Here is a 20,921-nt window from a genome sequence, read left to right as displayed (position 1 = left end):
CATGGCGACAATCGTTCTGCAAGCCGCTGGTGCTGCCATCGGTGGCATATTCGGTCCGGTTGGCGCTGCAATCGGCGCGGGTCTTGGGGCCATGGCGGGCTATAGCATCGACACGGCGCTGATCAATTCCACCCGCCACAGCGAAGGCGCAAGGCTTTCCAGCGGTCGCGTTGTCACGGCAGAGGAAGGTGCCAGCCTGCCTTTCATCTACGGTACGGCCCGCGTTTCCGGCACGCTGATCTGGGCGACCCGTTTTGAGGAAAGCGCAACCACCGAACGGCAGGGCGGCAAGGGCGGACCGAAGGTCACGAGTTACAGCTATTTCGGCAATGCCGCTTATGCGGTGGCCGAAGGTGAGATCGCGTTCATTCGTCGGGTCTGGGCCGATGGGCAGGAACTCGATCTCACCGACATTGAAATGCGTGTCTATCGCGGTGACGCCGCGCAGCAGCCCGATCCGCTGATCGAGGCCAAGCAGGGCACCGGCAACGCGCCCGCCTATCGCGGCACAGCCTATGTGGTTTTCGAGCGTATCCCGCTCGACGGTTTTGGCAACCGGCTGCCGCAATTCGAGTTCGAAGTGGTGCGGCCGGTGGGCAAGGTCGCGCGCGATCTGCGCGCCGTGGCGCTTATTCCCGGTTCGACGGAATTCGGGCTGATGCCCGATCCCGTTACCGACGAGCCGGTGCCGGGAACCACGCGGTCGCTGAACCGCAATGCGGTCCGCGCCCGTAGCGACTGGTCGGCCGCGCTGGATGAATTGCAGGCGCTTTGTCCGGGTCTCCGCCATGTCGCGATTGTGGTGCCATGGTTTGGCGACGATCTCAGGGCAGGGTTCTGCCATATCCGCCCCGGCGTGACCGAACTTTCGGTGCGCAAGCCCAGCCATGTCTGGAAGGTGGAAAATGTTGCGCGCTCTGCCGCGCATCTCATCTCGATGAATGGCAGCGGGTCGGCCTATGGCGGTACGCCATCGGACGAAAGCGTTATCGCTGCCATCCGCGATGCCAAGGCGCGGGGTTTGGGCGTAACGCTCTACCCGTTCATCATGATGGATATTCCGGCGGGCAACACGCTGCCATCGCCCTATGACGGCGTCGGGCAGCCGGTCTATCCGTGGCGCGGGCGCATCACCTGTCATCCCGCCATTGGTCTGCTGGGCACGCCCGACAAGACGCCAGCAGCGGCAGAACAGGTCACGGCCTTTGTCGAAGGCGAATGGGGCTATCGTCGCTTCCTGCGCCATTGCACCGATCTGGCGGTGCAGGCGGGCGGTGTCGACGCTTTCCTGATTGGCTCAGAACTGCGCGGCCTCACCAGCATTCGCGATGCACGCGACAGCTTTCCCTTCGTCACGAGCCTTTGTTCGCTGGCAGCCGAGATGCGTCAGCGACTGGGCAGCGCCTGCCAAATCACCTATGGCGCGGACTGGACCGAATATTTCGGTTATCAGGCGCAGGACGGGACAGGCGATCTGTTCTTCAACCTCGATCCACTCTGGTCGCACCCGGCCATCAATGCCATTGGCATCGACAATTACATGCCGCTCGCCGATTGGCGCGACGATGATCTCGATGGCGGCAATCCGGACGGTTTCGACGGACCTTACGATTTTGCCGGGCTGACGAGCCAGATCGAGGCGGGCGAGGGCTATGACTGGTATTATGCCAGCGACAGCAATCGCGGCGCGCGGCAGCGCACGCCGATCACCGACGGGTTGGCCGGAAAGCCATGGGTCTATCGCTACAAGGATATTCGCGCCTGGTGGAGCAATCCACATTTCAACCGCATCGACGGGACTGAAGCGACGAGCCCGACCGGCTGGGTGCCGCAATCCAAACCGATCTGGTTTACGGAACTGGGCTGCCCGGCGGTGGACAAGGGGCCGAACCAGCCCAATGTTTTTCCCGACCCGAAATCGTCGGAAAATGCGACGCCGTATTTCTCAAACGGTGCACGTTCCGATGCCGCCATGGAGCGGTTTTTGCGCGCCCATTACCAGCACTGGCCAACGGCGAATGCCGTGTCGCCTGTCTATGGCGGGCCGATGCTGGATATGGATCGCATCTATCTCTGGGCGTGGGACACGCGACCTTTTCCGGAATTTCCGCTCAGCAGCAGCATCTGGGGCGATACCGCAAACTGGCGTCTCGGCCATTGGCTGAACGGGCGTCTGAGCGGTGTCGCGCTGGATGAGCTGATTGCGGCGATCCTTGCCGATTTTGGTCTGCCACAGGCTGAATGTTCGCAGGCCGATGGCTATCTCGCCGGTTTCGTCATCGCGGAAGCATCGACAGCGCGCGGCGTGCTGGAGCCGCTGCTGAATGTCTTCGGCGTGCATGGTTTCGAGCAGGCGGGCCAGTTCGTTTTCAGAAGCATAGCGCGGGCGTCGTCTTCGGTCGCGATCAGTGACATGCTGGTGCAACCGGATGACGGCAACGCGCTCACCGCCGAACTGGAAGATGCGGGCACATTGCCGGCGACGGTCGAGTTTTATTGCAGCGACCCGCTGAGGAATTTTCAGGTTGTCGGCGCGGCAGTACGACGGGACGAGGGGCAGGGCAGCGAGAGCATCAGCCTATCCGGCTCGATGGAGCAGGGACAGGCGACGGCACTGGCTGAAAGCTGGATGGCGCGCCGTTTTGCCGAGCGGCGGACGGCATCCTTTTCGCTGCCATGGTCTGCGGCGGCGCTTCACGTCGGCGACCGGCTGCGCCTCGATATGCTGGGCGGCGCGCGTGACTATGTCGTAACCGGCCTTGATGACGGTTCGGTGCGTTCCGTCAGGACGACGGCGCTTGCTCCAAACATCATCTTTGCGGACCGGGGCGAGACGCCGCAAGCTGTTTCGGGCGGGCCCGCTATCGACATGAAACCGGTGTTTCATCTCGTTGATCTGCCGCTCTGGCCTGGAGCGGAGGAACCCGCAGGCCGGTTTCGTATCGCAGCCCATGCCAAGCCATGGCGAGGTGTCGCGGTCTATGCATCGCCAACGGCTGAAGGTTTTGCCGAGCGGGCGAAGATTACCGAACGGGCGGTCATGGGCGAACTGGTCGCGCCGCTTGCCGGTGGTCCGAGCGGGCGTTTGCAGGAGGGGCATTCGGTTGAGGTCACGCTCTATGCGGGTGAGTTGCAATCGCGTCCGCTGGCGCAGATTTTGAACGGAGCGAATACCGCACTGTTGCAAACGCTTAATGGGGATTGGGAAATATTCCAGTTTCTCGATGCGGACGAAATCGGGGCCAATCGCTGGCGTTTGTCGCGATTGTTGCGCGGGCAGCTTGGTACGGAAGCGGCGGCTCTGGCCGACAAGCCGGTCGAGACGCCGTTTATCCTTCTGGATATGGCTGTGAGCGGGGTGGGGCTATCTGCGTCCGAACTGGGGCTTGAACTCAACTGGCGTGTCGGAACGGCGGGCAAGACTTTCTCCGATGCCTATTTCGAAACGGTCCGGCAGAGCGGCGGTCTGCGCGGGCTGACGCCGCTTAGCCCGGTTCATTTGAAGTATGACCGTGCGGCCAATGGCGATCTCGCTTTTGGCTGGACGCGGCGCGGGCGGATCGACGCCGACAGCTGGCTTGGCGAAGACATTCCGCTCGGCGAGGACCGCGAACTTTACGCGGTTGAGGTCTGGCAAAATGGCGCTGTTGTGCGGCGCGAACAAGTGGCAACAGCGTCCTGGACCTATGCCAAGGCGATTCGCACCGCAGACGTCGGTGCCGGTGCGTTCGAGCTCCGCGTTGCGATGGTCAGCACGAAAATCGGTGCCGGTGATACGGCTATACTCAATCTGGCGGCTGGCCTATAATTTCTGGAGAAACGAGATGACGGACGACAAATCCTGGTATCTTTCCCGCACAGTCTGGGCGGGTCTGGTCTCGATCATTCTGGGGCTGGCGGGCGCTTTCGGGATCGCGGATGGCACGATAGATCACGGCGCGCTAACGGATGTTTTACTGCAACTGGCAGCTGCAATCGCTGGAATTGTTACGATATTCGGCCGTATCAGGGCAACATCGCGCATTTCATAATTTCACAAAGCGTGATAGCTAAGGGAAAATATTCTTTAAGGTCTATAGCGGGAACAGGCTGTTCATGCATCGTTCAGCTGTCGCGCGCTATACAAGGCGGCATGATGAAAAAGAACTCTGCACTCAAAGTTTTCGCGCTGCTCGCGGTGAGTTTTGGCTTGTTGCCCGTCGGCGGCATTGCCGATGCTGGCGCTATGCCGATTGCTGCGCCGCAGACCTCCAATCTTCTGATCGCCGCTGCCAGCGACTGCGCCGCCGTGGGCGAACAGGTTGCGGCCAAACAGGGCGGACAGCTCGCCAAGGCCACCCCTTCCACCCAGAACGGTGCGCCGGTTTGCGTTGTCGTCGTGCTGGTCCCCGGTCGCGACGGTGAACGTCCGCGTCGGGTCGAAGTGGCTGTGCCCAATCGATAAAATTCCCGGCATGGGTTTTAGAGCATTTCCAGCAAAAGTGCGAAGCGGTTTTGCGCAGGATAATGCGTAAAACAAATAGATAGAGCGGCTCCACGATTCTGTTTTAAAGGAGCCGCTCTAGAAGCCGGTTTGCGTTGGAAGAAACAGACCGGCTTTTGCGTTGCATCTGATCCTTTGAAGGGAGACAGCCCGCTTGCGTATCCTGATTGTTGAGGACGACAAGGACCTGAACCGGCAACTTTCCGATGCGATGGTTGCCGCCGGTTATGTGGTCGATAGCGCCTATGACGGCGAAGAGGGCCATTTTCTGGGCGATACGGAACCCTATGATGCGGTGATTCTCGATATCGGACTGCCGCGTATCGACGGCATCAGCGTCGTGGAACGCTGGCGTCGCAACGGCCGTGCCATGCCTGTGCTCATGCTGACCGCCCGTGATCGCTGGAGCGACAAGGTTGCCGGTATTGATGCCGGTGCGGATGATTATGTCGCCAAGCCCTTTCATATGGAGGAAGTTCTGGCGCGGCTTCGTGCGCTCATTCGTCGTGCTGCCGGTCATGCCTCGTCGGAAATCGTCTGCGGTCCATTGCATCTCGACACCAAGACCTCCAAGGCCAGTGTTGACGGCGTGTCGCTGAAGCTGACCTCGCATGAATACCGGCTTTTGTCCTATCTCATGCATCATATGGACGAAGTGGTTTCCCGCACGGAACTGGTTGAGCATCTCTACGATCAGGATTTCGATCGCGATTCCAATACGATTGAAGTTTTCGTCGGACGCCTGCGCAAGAAGATGGGTGTCGATCTGATCGAGACCGTGCGCGGCATGGGTTATCGTATGCGCTCCGATACCGGAGCTGAACCCAAGGGGAACGACAACTGAAGCGTTTTCGCGTCATCCCATCGCTTCGCTCTCTCGCCGTTCGCGTCGTCACATTGTCGACGCTGTGGGTGATTGCCGCGCTGGTGGTGGTCGCGACGCTTATCGGATCACTTTACAGCGACGCCGCCCGCAGCAATTTTGAACGGCTTCTGACCGCGCATCTGTTCAGCCTTGTCGGCGCTGTCAGTGTATCGACGGAAGGCGTGCTTCAAGGACGTCCCGAACTGGGTGAACTGCGCTATTCAAGCCCGCTTTCCGGCTGGTACTGGTCGGTGGACCCGCTCGCCCCCAATGTGAGCGGCAAGCTGGAATCGCCGTCGCTGATTGGGCGCATTGTCCCGGAAATGCCGATCACACAGGCGCCTTTCGACAGTTCCTTCATGCGCAGCTATTCCCTGCCGGGACTTAATGGCGAAGAGCTTTTCATCGTCGAAACGGAAGTCGTTCTGGATAATGCGGGCCGGGTGGCCCGCTTCCGCGTGATGGGCAATCTCAGCGAAGTCATGAACGAGATTTCCGATTTCAGGACGAAGCTTGCCGCCTATCTTGCGGTGTTCGGTATTGGCAGTATCCTCATCAATGCAGCCATCATCCTGTTCGGCCTGCGCCCGCTGGACAAGGTGCGTCAGGCGCTCACCGATATTCGCGAGGGGCGTTCATCCAAGCTCGACGCTTCGCTGCCGATGGAAATTGCGCCGCTTGCCCGCGAAATGAATGCGTTGATCGAAAACAACCGCCGAATCGTCGAGCGGTCGAGAACGCAGGTCGGCAACCTCGCTCATTCGCTCAAGACGCCGCTGTCCGTGTTGGTCAATGAAGGCCGCGCCATCGGCGGCGATCAGGGCCGCGTCGTGCAGGAGCAGAGCGAGGCCATGCAGGTGCAGATCCAGCATTATCTGCAACGTGCGCGCATAGCGGCGCAACGGGACAGTGTGGTGTTCCGCACCTCCGTCGCGCCGGTGATGGAGCGCATGCAACGGGTGACCGCCAAGCTTAACCCTGCGCTGCATGTCAGCTTGCGCAATGATCTCCCGCACGCGATCTTCGCCGGTGAAAAGGAAGACCTTGAGGAAATCATCGGCAATCTTCTTGAAAATGCCGGAAAATGGGCAAGCCGCCGGGTGAATATCACCGTTGGGGCAGCAATGGGCGGGCAACGGCAGTTTGAAATCGTGATCGAGGATGACGGGCCGGGACTTGAGGACGACAAGATGGAGGCCGCATTGAAACGCGGCAGCCGCGTGGACGAAACCAAGCCGGGCACAGGTCTGGGGCTTGCCATCGTGCAGGATACGGTTCGCGAATATGGCGGCCAGTTGCATCTCGACCGCAGCCCGCTCGGGGGCCTGCGTGTTCGCAGTGTGTTACCGCTTGCCGAAGATTAAGGTTGTCTTTTAGGCTGAAACGGCGTCTTTGCTTTTTAGTATTTCCGTATGCAAAACAGGCTCACATTTTTGCGGGAAATGCTCTAAGAAATTGAAATTACAAGATCGCATGATGCGATAATATGCAAGCTCATTGGTTCATGAGGGCCGGTTTGTTATGATGATGGAATTGAGGTTTTCTTCTCCGGTTCTGGTCGTTCCGACCATGGTGGCGCTGTCGCTGGCCTTGGCGGCATGTGGCACATCGGGTGGTGGCAGAGGGCTGACATCGCTTGGCGGATCGTCGTCATCTGCAAAGCCGGAATCGAGCCTGCTCGCATCGCTGGGCAACGGCCTGCTTGGCAATGCGGCAAACCAGCTGAGCGCGGGCGACCGCAAAAAAGCGCTGGAAGCCGAATATCGTGCGCTTGAATATTCGCCAGCCGGCAAAGCCGTTTCCTGGAGCGGCGGTTCGAACTCCGGTGATGTCACTGCGGCACAGCCTTATCAGGTCGGCTCGCAGAATTGCCGCCAATATTCGCACACCTTCGATATTGGCGGTTCGCAGCAGACCGTGCGCGGCACTGCCTGCCGCAACACGGACGGCAGCTGGACGCCGCTGACCTGATCACTCACGGGCGGCCTTTGCGGCGAATTGCCCTAGGCGGCCTGTTGTGGCAGGTAGAGGTTGGTTTTTCCCATGCCTACGCTTAAGTCGTAGCCATGGGATTTTGGTTGATTGCAGCATTATTGACGTTAGCAGCCACTTTGGCTGTTTTGTTGCCGCTCACGCGGCGCAAGCAGGCTTTTTTGCCTGCTGAAAAGAACGACCTGGAAGTTTATCGCGATCAGCTGCGCGAGGTCGAATCCGATGCCGCGCGCGGCATGATCGACCCGCAAAGCGCCGAACAGGCGCGAATTGAAATTTCCCGCCGCATTTTGAGTGCTGAAAAGGTCAGTCAGGACGCTGTGAGCGCAGCGAAGGCCACAAAGTCGGGCCGCGTTCTGGCCTTGGTTGCCGTGTTGGCGGTCCCATTGATCGCCTGGGGCGTCTATCCGCTTTTTGGCAAGCCGGACGTGCCGTCCATGCCGCTTGCGGACCGTCTCTCCGATAATCCTGATCGCGGTTCCGTTGATGAGTTGGTCGCGCGGGCTGAAGCGCATCTGGCGAAAAACCCTGATGATGCACGCGGCTGGGATGTGCTGGCGCCGATCTATATGCGTCTTGGCCGTCCAGCGGATGCGGTGAATGCCTATCGTTCTTCCATGCGCATTGACGGCGAAAATTTCCCGCGCTTGCTGGGTCTGGCCGAAGGGCTTGCCGCAGTTTCCGGCGGCACGATCACCGCCGAGGCAGAAACATTTCTGAACAAGGCTGTCGCGCTCGATCCGAACGATCCGCGTCCGCAATTTTATCTGGCGCAAGGCGAGATGCAGGACGGTCGTCCCGATGCTGCCGCCGCCCGTCTCAAGACCCTTCTGGACAAGGCGCCAGTTGATGCTCCCTGGCGTGGTCAGGTCGAGCAGGCCATTGCGCGGCTAAGCAATCCTTCGGCCAACCAGCCGACAGAGCAAAAAGGCCCGTCATCCGACGATATCGAAGCGGCTTCGTCCCTGTCGGCGGAAGACCGTCAGACGATGATCGAGGGCATGGTTCAACGTCTTGATGAAAGTCTTCGCCAGAATAGCGGGGATGTCGAAGGCTGGAAGCGTCTCGTGCGCTCCTATATGATCCTGCATCGCCGCGATGCGGCGCTTGATGCCCTGAACCGGGGCATGACCGCCCTTGCGGAAGAACAGCGAACCGAACTTCGCAGTTTTGCATCCGGCTTGGGTCTAGAGGCACAGAAATGAGCGCGACCGCAGAAGAAAACGCACGCAAGCCGAAACCTGCTGGCAGTCTTGCCCGGACAATCGGCCAGAGGAAACGCAAGCGCCTGATGTTGATCGGCGGTGCGCTGGCGGTTCTGGCCGTGGCGGTTGGCTTGATGCTGATGGCCTTCAATCAGGACATCCGGTTCTTCCGCACGCCCGCTGATCTGACGGAACAGGAATTGACGTCCGGTTCTCGTTTTCGTCTGGGTGGTCTGGTCGAGGAAGGCTCGGTCAGCCGGGAAGGCAGCGAGCTTCGCTTCACCGTCACCGATACGATCAAGACCGTGAAAGTGGTGTTCGAAGGCATTCCGCCTGACCTTTTCCGTGAAGGGCAGGGTGTGGTGGCCGAAGGACGTTTCGGACAAGACGGCGTGTTTCGCGCCGATAATGTGCTTGCCAAGCATGACGAGAACTATGTTCCCAAGGATCTTGCCGATAGCCTGAAGGCCAAAGGCGTGTGGGAAGGTAAATAATTATGCCGGGAGACTGTCTATGAGTGTCGAGATCGGCCATTTTGCTCTGGTGCTGGCGCTGGCTCTGTCGATCGTTCAGTCGGTCGTGCCGGTGATCGGTGGCCGCCGACGCGACACGCAGCTCATGTCGGTGGCTGTGCCAACGGCGCTTGCGGTCTTCGCGCTTGTCGTTTTGTCCTCAGCGGTGCTGGTCCATGCCTATGTCGTGTCTGATTTCTCGGTCCTGAACGTTGTCGAAAACTCGCATTCGCAAAAGCCGCTCCTCTATAAGATCACCGGCGTCTGGGGAAATCATGAAGGCTCCATGCTGTTGTGGGTGTTCATCCTGACGCTTTTCAGCGCGCTGGTCGCGGCATTTTCCGGTAATCTGCCTGAAACATTGCGCGCCAATGTGCTGGCCGTGCAGGGCTGGATCGCTGTGGCTTTTCTGGCCTTCATCATCTTCACGTCGAACCCGTTCACGCGCATCCTTCCGGCCCCGATGGAAGGCGGCGATCTCAATCCGATCTTGCAGGATATCGGCCTCGCCATTCATCCGCCGCTACTTTATCTCGGCTATGTCGGTTTTTCTGTCTGCTTCTCCTTTGCTGTTGCCGCCCTTCTGGAAGGTCGTCTTGATGCAGCCTGGGCGCGCTGGGTGCGGCCATGGACGCTGGTGGCTTGGGTGTTCCTGACCGGCGGCATCGCAATGGGTTCCTACTGGGCCTATTACGAGCTTGGCTGGGGCGGCTGGTGGTTTTGGGACCCGGTCGAAAACGCATCCTTCATGCCATGGCTGGTCGGCACCGCCTTGCTGCATTCCGCGCTGGTCATGGAAAAGCGTTCGGCGCTGAAAATCTGGACGGTCCTTCTGGCGATCCTGACCTTCTCGCTATCGCTGCTCGGAACCTTCCTCGTGCGTTCCGGTGTGCTGACCTCCGTGCATAGTTTCGCGACCGATCCGGGGCGCGGGCTTTTCATCCTGGCCATTCTCGCCATTTTCATCGGCGGTTCCCTGTCGCTTTTCGCGCTTCGCGTCCAGAGCCTCACGGCTGGCGGCATTTTCCATCCGATTTCGCGGGAAGGGGCGCTGGTCTTCAACAACCTGTTCCTGACCACGGCCGCTGCGACCGTTCTGATCGGCACTCTTTACCCGCTGCTGCTGGAAGTCATGACTGGCGAGAAGATTTCCGTCGGCGCGCCATTCTTCAACATGACCTTCGGTCCGCTGATGATCCCGCTTCTGTTTGCGGTGCCGTTCGGGCCGCTTCTCGCCTGGAAACGCGGTGACCTTTACGGCGTTGCCCAGCGACTGATGACGGCTTTCGCCCTGGCGCTGGTTGTGGCCGGTATCGTGCTTTGGACCACATCGGCCAAATCGCTGCTGGCGGCTTGCGGCGTCGGTCTCGCCGCCTGGCTGATTTTCGGCAGCCTTACCGATCTGGTGCAGAAAGCCGGTATCGGCAAGGTTTCGGCAACGAAGGCCTGGGCGCGTTTCAAGGGGCTGCCGCGCTCCGTTTTCGGAACGGCGCTGGCGCATATCGGTCTTGGCGTGACACTGCTCGGTATCGTCAGCGTGACGACCTTTGGCACTGAAAACGTGCTCATCATGCGTGCGGGCGATACGGTCAAGGTTCAGGACTACACGTTGCGTTTTGACGGGTTGCGGCCTTTGACCGGTCCCAACTTTACCGAGAATCGCGGTACTTTCACGCTGCTCGATTCTAGCGCCCGCAGCCTCGGCCGGATCGAACCGTCGAAGCGCTTTTTCCCGGCACGCCAGATGCCGACGACCGAATCGGGCATTCGCACGCTCTGGTTCAGTCAGGTCTATGTGGCACTGGGCGATGAGCCGGGCGACGGTTCGGTGGTCGTTCGTATCTGGTGGAAACCGCAGGTCACGCTGATCTGGTATGGCGCATTGGTTATGATGCTGGGCGGCCTGTTTTCGCTGGCCGACCGCCGCTTGCGCGTCGGCGCACCTGCCTCCAAGCGAAAGACCTCGTCGCAGGAAGCGGAGGCCGCAGCATGAAGATGCGCAACCTCTTTGCCACGTGTGCCCTTGCCGTTGCTCTGGCCATTCAGGGAACGGCGGCACTGGCCGTCAATCCGGATGAAGTTCTGCCCGACCCGGCGCTTGAAAAGCGCGCCCGCACCATATCCGGCGAGTTGCGCTGCATGGTGTGCCAGAACGAATCCATCGATGATTCGAATGCCGAGCTTGCCCGCGATCTGCGCCTTCTCGTCCGTGACCGCCTGAAAGCAGGTGATACGGACGATCAGGTGATGGATTTTGTCGTTGCCCGTTATGGCGAGTTCGTGCTGTTGAAGCCGCGCCTGTCGGCCCGCACGGTTCTGCTCTGGGGATTTCCGGTCATGGTGCTTCTGATCGGCGCGGTGGCGCTTGTCTTCGCGTTTCGTGGGCGACGCAGGCTTGGCGAAGCGGCGCAGCCGCTTTCCGAAAGCGAAAAAGCTGAGCTTTCCCGGCTTCTGAATAATAAATAATCCTCTATATTTATGAGCAAGTTTCTCCCTTGCGCCCGCCCAACCTTACGAAACTTTCATGTTGCGGAAATTGAGCGGTAAGGTAGCTGTAGATATCCTGTGCTCTATAAAGGATTTACAGGGCCTCGTTTCCCGATGACGAGAACACGGGCCGATTACTGCTCGCAAGGAGAAATAGATGTCCAGAGCTAAGACTTCCCATTACCGCAAGAGCGTTGCAGCCGTTGCAGTTTGCGCTGCCCTTGCAGGCGCGTTTGTCGCGACTGGCCCGCTTGGCGCACTCAACGATGCCCGCGCGGAAGCTGTTCAGGTGACGCCGCCGCAGCAGACTGTCGGCTTCGCTGATCTGGTTTCAAAGGTACGTCCTGCCGTCGTCAGCGTCACCGTGAAGAAGAACGTTCAGGAAGCCGATAGCCGTGGCGGTCAGAATTTTGGTGCGCGCGGTTTTGACCAGCTGCCCGACGATCATCCGCTGAAGCGCTTCTTCCGTGATTTCGGCATGGAACCGCCGAGTGGCGATGCGCGTCCCGATGGTCGCCGTGGCCCCGGCAAGCGTCCGGGCCGTCCGGGTCATGAGCGCCCCTATGCACAGGGCTCCGGCTTCTTCATCTCCGAAGACGGTTATGTCGTCACCAACAATCACGTCGTTTCCGATGGTGACGCCTATACGGTCGTTATGGATGACGGCACCGAACTCGACGCCAAGCTGATCGGCACCGATCCGCGCACCGACCTTGCCGTGCTGAAGGTTGACGATGCCAAGCGCAAGTTCACCTATGTCGCTTTCGGCGATGACAATCAGGTGCGCGTCGGCGATTGGGTTGTTGCAGTCGGCAATCCGTTCGGTCTCGGCGGCACGGTGACCTCGGGTATCGTTTCGGCCCGTGGCCGTGACATCGGCGCTGGTCCTTACGACGACTTCATCCAGATCGACGCGGCTGTGAACAAGGGCAACTCGGGTGGCCCGGCTTTCAACCTGTCCGGTCAGGTCGTCGGCATCAACACCGCCATCTTCTCGCCTTCGGGCGGCAGCGTCGGTATCGCCTTCGCAATACCGTCGGGCACTGCAAAGCAGGTTGTCGATCAGCTCATCAAGAAGGGCTCGGTTGAGCGCGGCTGGATTGGCGTGCAGATCCAGCCGGTGACGAAGGATATCGCTGCTTCGCTTGGTCTGGCCGAGGAAAAGGGCGCAATCGTCGCTGCACCGCAGAAGGATGGTCCCGCAGCCAAGGCTGGCATTCAGGCCGGTGACGTGATCACCGCCGTAAATGGAGAAACGGTACAGGATCCGCGTGATCTGGCCCGCAAGGTTGCCGGTATCAATCCAGGCGAAAAGGCAGCCCTCAGCGTCTGGCGCAAGAACAAGGCTGAAGAAATCAGCATCACCATTGAGGCGATGCCGAAGGATCTGAAGCAGGCTGGCGGTACGACGGATGAAGACAAGGGCGGCCAGCAGAGCGAAACGCTCGACAGCTACGGCCTGACCGTGACACCTTCGGAAGATGGTGACGGCGTGGTGGTTACCGATGTCGATCCCGATAGCGATGCCGCCGACCGTGGCGTTCGCTCCGGCGATGTCATCGTCAGCGTCAACAACCAGACGGTGAAGAGTGCCAAGGACATAAACAACGCCATCAGCGAAGCCTCCAAGTCGGGTCGCAAGGCTGTGCTGCTGCAATTGCAGAGCAACGATCAGAGCCGCTTCGTGGCCTTGCCGATCGATCAGGGTTGATGACCGGTATCCGTAGCGACTTCTGAACAATCGATGCCAGGCGGGTAACTGCCTGGCATCGTCTTAGAGCGCGTTTCGATCTGATTGCATCAGATCTGCGCTCTAAGTTTTTGTTTACGCACCTCTTATCCGAAAACTGTCTTACACTTTTCGGGATGTGCTTTATCTCCGAATGTAATTTATAAGTGGCGCCATGAAAATTCTCGTTATTGAAGATGACCGCGAAGCTGCTCGTTATCTGGAGAAAGCTTTCAGCGAAGCCGGACATTCGGCGGATATTGCCGGTGACGGCGAGACCGGCTATGCGCTGGCGGAAAACGGCACTTATGACGTGCTGGTCGTGGACCGTATGCTGCCGAAGCGCGATGGACTGTCTGTCGTGGCGGGCCTGCGGGCAAAGGGCATGGAAACGCCGGTGCTAATTCTATCTGCGCTCGGCGAAGTCGATGACCGCGTAACGGGGCTGCGTGCTGGCGGCGATGACTATCTAACCAAGCCCTATGCATTTTCCGAGCTTCTGGCGCGCGTAGAAGTATTGCAGCGCCGTTCCAGCCCGCGTGAGGCGGACACGATCTATCGCGTCGGCGATCTCGAACTTGACCGGCTTGCGCATACGGCGCGCCGTCAGGATGTCGATATCACACTGCAACCGCGTGAATTCCGCCTTCTCGAATATCTCATGCGTCATGCCGGGCAGGTGGTGACCCGCACCATGCTGCTCGAAAACGTCTGGGATTATCATTTCGATCCCCAGACCAATGTGATCGACGTGCATATTTCGCGTCTGCGCTCCAAGATCGAAAAGGGCTTTGACGGCCCGCTGCTGCATACGGTGCGTGGCGCCGGTTACATGCTAAAGGCCGGGCGTGCCAAACAGACCGCCGCCAAGGTGGACTGATGGGTCGGTTTTCCGCGCTTATGCGCACCACGGCGGTGCGCCTGTCGGCTCTTTATCTGCTTCTCTTCGTGGTCGGGGCCGTCGCATTAGTCTTTTATATGACCAATCTGTCGGCTTCGATCCTCACCGCCCAGACGCAACAGGCGCTGGGCGAAGAGGTGGCCAGCATCGGCAAGAGCTATGCGCGCGGCGGTATTCCGCAGCTTGTGCGCAGCATCGATTATCGCTCGCGCCAGCCGGGCGCTTATCTCTATCTGGTCGCCGACCCAACGGGGCGCATTCTGGCGGGCAATGTCGAAAGCGTGGAACCCGGCGTGCTGGACACGGACGGCATTGTTGAGCGCGCCTTCGTTTATAAGCGCTATGGCGAGCAGGGGGCGGAAAGCGATCATCGCGCCGTTGCCGTGGTAATTGCGCTGCCAAATGGCATGCGCCTGATGGTCGGGCGCGATCTTGGCGAACCAGAACGCTTCCGCGATATCATTCGCAGTTCACTCATGCTGGCGCTTGGCATTATGGGCGCGGGCGCGCTTTTGATCTGGCTCGTGGTCGGACGCCGCGCCTTGAAGCGCATCGACGACGTGTCCAAGGCTTCCCAGCGCATCATGGATGGCGACCTGACCGGGCGTCTGCCGGTCAACGGCTCGGGCGATGAATTCGACCGGTTGTCGGGCAATCTCAATGTCATGCTCGGGCGCATATTGGAGTTGAATGAAGGGCTGAAGCAGGTTTCCGATAATATTGCTCACGATCTCAAGACGCCGCTGACCCGTCTGCGCAATCGCGCCGAGGAAGCGCTGGCGGGCAAGAAGGCGGGGCCGGAATATAGGGAAGCTCTGGAAGATATCATTGGCGAATCGGATCAGTTGATCCGCACCTTCAACGCGATCCTGATGATTTCACGTCTTGAGGCTGGTTATTCGACGGAAAACCTCGAAGACCTGCCGGTCGCGCCCATCGTGCGGGATGTGGCGGAGATGTACGAGCCGGTGGCGGAAGACGCGAACGGGAAGCTGACGCTTGGCGCTCTGGACGAGGTGGTGCTGCATATCAACCGCGAACTGGTGGGCCAGACGGTTTCCAACCTCGTGGACAATGCGATCAAATATGCGAGTTGCGAGGAACGCGAGGCAAATGTCTCGCTCGCCATGGAGCGCGATTCCAACTGGGTGCGGATCATCGTAGCCGATAATGGACCGGGCATCCCCGAGGAAAAACGCGAACAGGCGACAGAACGTTTCGTGCGTCTGGAGGAAAGCCGCACGCAACCGGGTTCCGGCCTCGGTTTGAGTCTTGCCAAGGCGGTCATGAAGTTGCACGGTGGCGCGCTTCGTCTTGAAAGCAACGAACCGGGACTGCGTGCTGTTCTGGAATTTCCGTTGCCGCAGGGCGAGGTGAAATAAGCATAATTCGATGAGGGGATCATGGCGGCTGACGATACAAAGGCACTGTTTTTCGAGAGAGACCTTTGTGCGCTGGTGCCGCTTGATCCTGATCGGGCGCGATCTTTCCTCGCCGATCTGATTGAACGGTCCCGCGAGGACGAACTGCCGAAAGTCGCCGCTCTGCTGGAAACGCAGAAAGCTTCGGCCTTCCTGTCAGCGGTACTCGATCTGTCGCCCTTCATTCGCGAAGCGCTGAACCGGCATCCATCTATTTTGACCCGGATCGTTTCTGCCTCGCCTGAAACTGCATTGCAGGACATTCTTGCGACGGTTTCCGTGTGCTGCATGGAGGAGGGCGCGAGCGAAGCTTCGCTTATGGCCGATCTGCGCCGCTTCAAACGCGAAGCGCATGTGCTGATCGCGCTTTGCGATCTGGCGCATATTTTCGACACCGAAGCCACCACCGGCTGGCTGACCGATCTGGCCGAGGCCTGCACCGGTGCTGCCGTGCGCTTTTTGCTGCGCGATGCGGATGCTGCGGGCAAGATCAAGCTGCCCGACAGGAACAAGCCCGACAAGGATTGCGGCTGGATCGTGCTGGGCATGGGCAAGTTCGGCGCCCGCGAGCTGAACTATTCCTCCGATATCGACCTGATTGTCTTCATCGACGAAACCAAACCGGCCATCGGCGATCCTTATGAATGCGTGGACACGTTTTCGCGTCTGACACGGCGTCTTGTCCGCATCCTTCAGGATCGCACGGCGGATGGCTATGTCTTCCGAGTTGATCTTCGCTTGCGTCCAGATCCGGGTTCGACGCCGCTTGCCATTCCCGTTGGCGCGGCGCTGCATTATTACGAAGGGCGCGGCCAGAACTGGGAGCGCGCTGCCATGATCAAGGCGCGGCCTGTCGCCGGTGATCGCGCGTCCGGTCGTCAGGTGCTGGCTGAACTCTCCCCTTATGTCTGGCGCAAATATCTCGATTATGCGGCGATTGCCGATGTTCATTCGATCAAGCGGCAAATCCACGCCCATAAGGGCCATGGCGACATTGCCGTTCGCGGGCACAATGTGAAACTTGGTCGCGGCGGTATCCGCGAGATCGAGTTTTTCGTCCAGACCCAGCAATTGATTGCTGGCGGGCGCTTTCCGGAACTGCGCGGCAATCAGACTGTGCCGATGCTCGGCCAACTGGCGGAGCGCGGCTGGATCACGGAAAAGGCGCGTGATGCGCTGGCCAAGGAATATTATTTCCTGCGCGATGTGGAACACCGCATCCAGATGATTGCCGACGAGCAGACCCATATTCTTCCTGAAGACGACGAAGGCTTTGCCCGTGTCGCCCATATGATGGGCTATGCTGATCCGTCAGAGTTTTCCGATGTTTTCCTCGAAGCGCTCAAGATCGTTGAAAAGCACTATGCGGCCCTGTTCGAACAGGCGCCGGAACTGGGCACCTCGACCGGCAATCTCGTCTTCACCGGCGATGTGGACGATCCGGGTACGCTGGAGACGCTCGCCGCCATGGGCTATGAGCGCCCGAGCGACATCTGCCGTGTCATCCGTACCTGGCATTTCGGACGCTATCGCGCCACGCAGTCAGCGGAAGCGCGCGAGCGCCTGACCGAACTGACGCCAGCGCTCCTCAAAGCCTTCGCCGAGACCAAGCGCGCCGACGAGTCGTTGTTGCGGTTCGACAGTTTCCTGCAAGGTCTGCCTGCGGGCATCCAGCTTTTCAGCCTGCTGCAATCCAATCCGCGCCTGCTCAATCTGCTTGTGATGATCATGAGCGCCGCGCCACGGCTGGCCGAAATCATCACCCGCAATCCGCATGTTTTCGACGGACTGCTCGACCCGGCAATCTTTTCAGAAATGCCGACCCGCTCCTATCTTGAAGAACGGCTGCGCGTCTTTCTCGGTGCTGCGACCGACTATGAGGAAGTGCTGGACCGGCTGCGCATCTTCGCCGCCGAACACCGTTTCCTGATCGGCATTCGCCTGCTGACAAGCGCGATTGACGGCGTGCGCGCCGGGCGCGCTTTTTCCGATCTGGCCGAGCTGATGATCGGCAAAGCATTCGAGGCCGTGGAGGCCGAATTGCAGCGTCGCCACGGCAAGGTCAAAGGCGCGAAATCCGCGCTGCTCGCCATGGGCAAGCTTGGCAGTCGTGAACTGACGGCAGGTTCCGATGTTGATTTGATCTTGCTCTACGATCATGACACGGATGCTGATGAATCGGACGGTGAAAAGCCGCTCGCCCCGTCGCAATATTATATCCGCCTGACGCAACGCCTGATCGCCGCGCTGTCTGCGCCGACAGCGGAGGGCGTGCTCTATGAAGTCGACATGCGGCTGCGCCCATCGGGCAACAAAGGCCCGGTCGCGACCCATATCGAATCCTTCGGCAAGTATCAGCGCAGCGAGGCGTGGACGTGGGAGCATATGGCGCTGACCCGCGCGCGCCCGATCCATGGCGACGAAGATTTTATTGCGCATATCACGGCGGAAATCGACGAGGTGTTGTCTGCGCCGCGTGACGCGAAGAAGATCGCCAAGGATGTGCGCGAAATGCGCGACCTGATCTATCAGGAAAAACCGCCGCGAGATGATTGGGACTTCAAGCTGAAGCCTGGCGGCATTGTCGATCTGGAATTCATCGCGCAATTTGCAGCGCTGGTCGGCAAGGTGACGAAGAAGCCGCGACCGCTCGGAACAGAGGAGGTGCTGGCATCGCTCGATCCAGCCTATGCGGAACCAGCCCTTGCCGACAGTCTGGTCGAGGCGCATCGACTCTATACCAATCTAAGCCAGACCATCCGCCTGTGTCTCGGCAGCGATGCCCCGCGTGAAGAGTTCATTCCGGGCATGATCGATCTTCTGTGCCGCGCCGCCGATATGCCCGACATCAAGCGTGTCGAGCATCATCTGACCGAACTGGCGAAGGAAGTGCGTGCGAGCTTTGAGAAGCTCGTTAGCGTCTAAATTTACGCCGCGTGGATCGCGGTGCTGTGCCCGCTGATCTGAACCGCCTTGCGGTCGGGTATGCTGACCGCAACCACCGTGCCGACACCCTCTGTCGAGCGGATGCGCAGCCAGCCGCCATGCAGTTCCGCCAGCGAGCGGGTGATGGCGAGCCCGAGGCCGGAGCCGCTATGGCTCTTGGTGAACTGGTTTTCCACCTGTTCAAACGGCTGGCCGATCTTCTTCAATGCCGATTTCGGAATGCCGACGCCCGTGTCCTGAATGGTCATGAACAATGCCGATCCGGCCTTGCGGGCGCGCACTGTGATGTGCCCGTTATGGGACGTGAACTTGACCGCGTTGGACAGAAGATTGATCAGCACCTGCTTGACCGCGCGGCGGTCGGCATAAAGCTGCATCGCATCTTCGATGCGGGTCTCGACCGTGATGTTCTTCTCATCAGCCTGCAATGAAATCATGCGCACCGTCTCATTGATGAGCGGGCAAAGATCGATCTGCTCGCGGTCGAGCGAGAAATGACCGGCTTCGATCTTCGACATGTCGAGAATGTCGTTGATGACATTCAGCAGGAAGTTTCCGCTGGTGTGAATATCGTTGATATATTCCTCGTAGCGGTCGGAGCCGAGTGGCCCGAAGGTGCCCGCCTGGATCATCTCCGAAAAGCCGATGATCGCATTGAGCGGCGTGCGCAGCTCATGGGACATATTGGCGAGGAATTCCGACTTGGCGCGGTTGGCGGCTTCGGCGCGTTCCTTTTCCTGACCGTATTTGCGGGCAAGTTCCGACAATTCGCGCACGCGGTCGCGCTCGCCCTTGCGTGCAATCGACAGGTCGTGGATCGTCGCCATGAGACGGCGTTCGCTGTCCACCAGACGTTCCTGATGCAGCTTGAGCTGGGTAATGTCGGTTCCGATGGAAACGAGGCCGCCATCCTGCGTGCGGCGTTCGTTGACCTGCAGCCAGCGGCCATCACTGAGCTGGCGTTCAAAAGTCTGACCGCCTGCGCGATTGTGTTCGTTGGCCATGCGACGCTCGAAGGTGAACGGGCGCGTATGGGCGTCGACTTCATTGCGCGGCACGCCCGGCTTCAGCGTCCAGACTGGCAGGCCCGCATATTCGCTGAACTTGGAATTCGCCATCACCAGACGGTTGTTGGAATCCCAGAGAATGAAGGCTTCCGAAATATTCTCGATGGCTTCGCGGATACGCATATCCGCTTCCGCTGTCGCTTCCGCAAAGCGGTGCTGTTCGCTGACGTCGAAGGCGATGCCGACCAGATGCAGGTCGCCCTCGGCGGCAATATCGGCACGCACACGCATCCACACCCACGACCCGTCCGCATGCCGCATGCGGAACACGCGGTCCACATGGGAGAAGTCTCCAGCGGCGGCTTGCTCGGCAAGAGAATAGAGGTCGCCGTCTTCCGGGTTGATGATCGCAGCGACGTCGCCAAAGGGCAGAACCGCGTCCTGCGCTTCATAGCCCAGCATTTCATACATGGAATGCGACCAGTAGATGCGCCCGCGCGCCATGTCCCAATCCCAGAGGCCGCAGCGTCCGCGCGCCATGGCCAGATCAATCCGACGCTGGATCTGGTTGGAAAGATCGTCGGCTTCGCGAGCGCGCGCTGCCTGACTGAAATAGGCGTAGAGAATGGCGAACATGACGCCGGTGGTGCCTGCAAAGAGCGTGACGTTGAGCGACACGGCGCGACGCCATTCGGCAAAGATCGTATTCTCGGCTTCAGTCGCAATGATGGAGTAGGGCGCGGTCAGCGGTTTGGACAAGGCGCCATAGGCGGCTTCGCCCTGCAACATTACTTTTAATACGCCTGCGCGCTCGGCAAAGAGGAACAGCGGTTGCGCTTCCGTCAGGATTGTATCGATCGGCTTCCCGGGCAAATCGGAGAGCGGACCGGATGCTGCGACCACCAACGACTGACCGTCCACGACGGCAACCGTCATGCCGGGCGAGGAGAGGCCGCGCGAGCGAAACTCGGCAATCGTGTCCTGAAGGTCTTTGGCGGAAATCTGCGCGCCTGCCGTGGTGCCGTTCGCCACGCGCTCGATCATTTGCGCGAGATTGGCGGTCGCCGCCGACAGCGAAGCCTTGTGCTGCTGTTCGATATCGTCATGCCAGGCCAGCATGGAGAACACGCGGGCGACACCCAAAATGACGAGGAAGATGATGATCAGCGCGGGAACGAGGCGGCGCAGAATGGGTTCCATCGAGATAAACTTGCCATAGGCCGGACCCGCGAGAAGACGGACATGGCCAGAGACCTTGCCTTTCCTTCTCTTCCGACCGGATTCGCAATGCGTCCCCGCCGGCGCGCCATACGCGTCGGTGCTCGCCATCTGATGGTCCCTCGTGAAATGCCTGCGAGTGAAGTGATTCGGAA

Annotated in this window: 15 protein-coding genes; 14 read left to right on the top strand and 1 reads right to left on the bottom strand. The window is 59.7% G+C overall.

Annotation, left to right across the window (positions count from 1 at the left end; all coding sequences use genetic code 11):
- Position 1: 1 nt before the first annotated feature.
- From FIC94_RS10870 to FIC94_RS10805, 14 genes are all read left to right on the top strand, one after another.
- The gene (locus tag FIC94_RS10870) at positions 2-3,808 is read left to right on the top strand and encodes a baseplate multidomain protein megatron (RefSeq protein WP_140024871.1); all 3,807 of its coding nucleotides are present in this window, start codon (positions 2-4) and stop codon (positions 3,806-3,808) included.
- A 16-nt stretch (positions 3,809-3,824) separates the two neighbouring features.
- Complete coding sequence (locus FIC94_RS10865; protein ID WP_140024870.1) at positions 3,825-4,031, top strand: hypothetical protein; 207 nt, start codon at positions 3,825-3,827, stop codon at positions 4,029-4,031.
- A gap of 104 nt (positions 4,032-4,135) precedes the next feature.
- Positions 4,136-4,444, top strand: a complete 309-nt coding sequence (locus tag FIC94_RS10860; protein ID WP_109368603.1) for a hypothetical protein — start codon at positions 4,136-4,138, stop codon at positions 4,442-4,444.
- Between the two features lie 193 nt (positions 4,445-4,637).
- Positions 4,638-5,327 carry a response regulator transcription factor gene (locus FIC94_RS10855; RefSeq protein ID WP_140024869.1) on the top strand — a complete coding sequence of 230 codons (690 nt, stop codon included), beginning with the start codon at positions 4,638-4,640 and terminating at the stop codon, positions 5,325-5,327.
- Positions 5,328-5,380: 53 nt separating this feature from the next.
- Positions 5,381-6,712, top strand: coding sequence for an ATP-binding protein (locus FIC94_RS10850; protein WP_235891991.1), 1,332 nt, complete (start codon positions 5,381-5,383; stop codon positions 6,710-6,712).
- Between the two features lie 157 nt (positions 6,713-6,869).
- The gene (locus FIC94_RS10845; protein ID WP_121535510.1) at positions 6,870-7,319 is read left to right on the top strand and encodes an RT0821/Lpp0805 family surface protein; all 450 of its coding nucleotides are present in this window, start codon (positions 6,870-6,872) and stop codon (positions 7,317-7,319) included.
- 95 nt (positions 7,320-7,414) lie between these two features.
- A complete protein-coding gene (gene ccmI / locus FIC94_RS10840) occupies positions 7,415-8,545 on the top strand; it encodes a c-type cytochrome biogenesis protein CcmI (protein WP_140024868.1) in 1,131 nt (376 codons plus the stop codon).
- Positions 8,542-9,039 carry a cytochrome c maturation protein CcmE gene (gene ccmE / locus FIC94_RS10835; RefSeq protein ID WP_109368608.1) on the top strand — a complete coding sequence of 166 codons (498 nt, stop codon included), beginning with the start codon at positions 8,542-8,544 and terminating at the stop codon, positions 9,037-9,039. The genes ccmI and ccmE overlap by 4 nt, the downstream gene beginning before the upstream one ends.
- Before the next feature lie 19 nt (positions 9,040-9,058).
- Positions 9,059-11,050, top strand: a complete 1,992-nt coding sequence (locus tag FIC94_RS10830) for a heme lyase CcmF/NrfE family subunit (protein ID WP_140024867.1) — start codon at positions 9,059-9,061, stop codon at positions 11,048-11,050.
- Positions 11,047-11,523 carry a cytochrome c-type biogenesis protein gene (locus FIC94_RS10825; RefSeq protein WP_124915580.1) on the top strand — a complete coding sequence of 159 codons (477 nt, stop codon included), beginning with the start codon at positions 11,047-11,049 and terminating at the stop codon, positions 11,521-11,523. The genes FIC94_RS10830 and FIC94_RS10825 overlap by 4 nt, the downstream gene beginning before the upstream one ends.
- A 178-nt stretch (positions 11,524-11,701) precedes the next feature.
- Entirely contained in the window at positions 11,702-13,255 is a 1,554-nt protein-coding gene (locus tag FIC94_RS10820) for a Do family serine endopeptidase (protein WP_109368611.1), read from the top strand.
- 193 nt (positions 13,256-13,448) lie between these two features.
- Positions 13,449-14,153, top strand: coding sequence for a response regulator transcription factor (locus tag FIC94_RS10815; protein WP_109368612.1), 705 nt, complete (start codon positions 13,449-13,451; stop codon positions 14,151-14,153).
- Positions 14,150-15,556, top strand: a complete 1,407-nt coding sequence (locus tag FIC94_RS10810; protein ID WP_180917962.1) for a sensor histidine kinase — start codon at positions 14,150-14,152, stop codon at positions 15,554-15,556. Before FIC94_RS10815 ends, FIC94_RS10810 begins: the two co-directional genes overlap by 4 nt.
- A gap of 21 nt (positions 15,557-15,577) precedes the next feature.
- Complete coding sequence (locus FIC94_RS10805; protein ID WP_140024865.1) at positions 15,578-18,520, top strand: bifunctional [glutamine synthetase] adenylyltransferase/[glutamine synthetase]-adenylyl-L-tyrosine phosphorylase; 2,943 nt, start codon at positions 15,578-15,580, stop codon at positions 18,518-18,520.
- A 2-nt stretch (positions 18,521-18,522) separates the two neighbouring features.
- Here the strand turns inward: FIC94_RS10805 and FIC94_RS10800 are convergent, their stop codons facing one another.
- Entirely contained in the window at positions 18,523-20,877 is a 2,355-nt protein-coding gene (locus FIC94_RS10800; RefSeq protein ID WP_140024864.1) for a PAS domain-containing sensor histidine kinase, read from the bottom strand.
- Between the last annotated feature and the right edge of the window lie 44 nt (positions 20,878-20,921).

Source organism: Ochrobactrum teleogrylli (assembly GCF_006376685.1).
Classification (GTDB): domain Bacteria; phylum Pseudomonadota; class Alphaproteobacteria; order Rhizobiales; family Rhizobiaceae; genus Brucella; species Brucella teleogrylli.
This window is presented reverse-complemented; position numbering and strand designations above follow the sequence as displayed.

What these genes read in the sequence shown, in the direction of transcription:
- FIC94_RS10865 (WP_140024870.1), top strand. Translation starts at nt 3,825, where the DNA reads ATGACGGACGACAAATCCTGGTATCTTTCCCGCACAGTCTGGGCGGGT.
- FIC94_RS10860 (WP_109368603.1), top strand. Translation starts at nt 4,136, where the DNA reads ATGAAAAAGAACTCTGCACTCAAAGTTTTCGCGCTGCTCGCGGTGAGT.
- FIC94_RS10825 (WP_124915580.1), top strand. Translation starts at nt 11,047, where the DNA reads ATGAAGATGCGCAACCTCTTTGCCACGTGTGCCCTTGCCGTTGCTCTG.
- FIC94_RS10870 (WP_140024871.1), top strand. Translation starts at nt 2, where the DNA reads ATGGCGACAATCGTTCTGCAAGCCGCTGGTGCTGCCATCGGTGGCATA.
- ccmE (WP_109368608.1), top strand. Translation starts at nt 8,542, where the DNA reads ATGAGCGCGACCGCAGAAGAAAACGCACGCAAGCCGAAACCTGCTGGC.
- FIC94_RS10845 (WP_121535510.1), top strand. Translation starts at nt 6,870, where the DNA reads ATGATGATGGAATTGAGGTTTTCTTCTCCGGTTCTGGTCGTTCCGACC.
- FIC94_RS10820 (WP_109368611.1), top strand. Translation starts at nt 11,702, where the DNA reads ATGTCCAGAGCTAAGACTTCCCATTACCGCAAGAGCGTTGCAGCCGTT.
- FIC94_RS10830 (WP_140024867.1), top strand. Translation starts at nt 9,059, where the DNA reads ATGAGTGTCGAGATCGGCCATTTTGCTCTGGTGCTGGCGCTGGCTCTG.
- ccmI (WP_140024868.1), top strand. Translation starts at nt 7,415, where the DNA reads ATGGGATTTTGGTTGATTGCAGCATTATTGACGTTAGCAGCCACTTTG.
- FIC94_RS10815 (WP_109368612.1), top strand. Translation starts at nt 13,449, where the DNA reads ATGAAAATTCTCGTTATTGAAGATGACCGCGAAGCTGCTCGTTATCTG.
- FIC94_RS10800 (WP_140024864.1), bottom strand. Translation starts at nt 20,877, where the DNA reads ATGGCGAGCACCGACGCGTATGGCGCGCCGGCGGGGACGCATTGCGAA.
- FIC94_RS10805 (WP_140024865.1), top strand. Translation starts at nt 15,578, where the DNA reads ATGGCGGCTGACGATACAAAGGCACTGTTTTTCGAGAGAGACCTTTGT.